Source organism: Thauera sp. 28, assembly GCF_000310145.2.
GTDB lineage: Bacteria > Pseudomonadota > Gammaproteobacteria > Burkholderiales > Rhodocyclaceae > Thauera > Thauera mechernichensis.
The window spans coordinates 1-425 of the sequence record NZ_AMXA01000100.1 but is presented as its reverse complement, the minus strand read 5'-3'; the positions used below and the strand labels follow the sequence as shown (position 1 = coordinate 425).

1 protein-coding gene is annotated in these 425 nt (G+C 61.9%); it reads left to right on the top strand.

Annotated features, from left to right (window positions below):
• Positions 1-423, top strand: a 423-nt coding sequence (locus C662_RS19625) for an EF-Tu/IF-2/RF-3 family GTPase (protein WP_002934782.1), incomplete at its 5' end; no start/stop codon positions are given.
• Positions 424-425: the final 2 nt, after the last annotated feature.

Sequence of the window (425 nt, the reverse complement as noted above, 5' to 3'; positions counted from 1 at the left end):
ACCTGCACCGGCGTTGAAATGTTCCGCAAGCTGCTCGACCAGGGTCAGGCCGGCGACAACGTTGGCGTGCTGCTGCGCGGCACCAAGCGTGAAGACGTCGAGCGTGGCCAGGTGCTGTGCAAGCCGGGTTCGATCAAGCCGCACACGCACTTCACGGGCGAAGTGTATGTGCTGTCGAAGGAAGAGGGTGGTCGTCACACCCCGTTCTTCAACAACTACCGTCCGCAGTTCTACTTCCGTACCACGGACGTGACCGGTTCGATCGAGCTGCCCGAGGGCACCGAGATGGTCATGCCGGGCGACAACGTGTCGATCACCGTCAAGCTGATCGCCCCGATCGCCATGGAAGAAGGTCTGCGCTTCGCCATCCGTGAAGGCGGTCGTACCGTCGGCGCCGGCGTGGTTGCCAAGATCATCGAGTAATT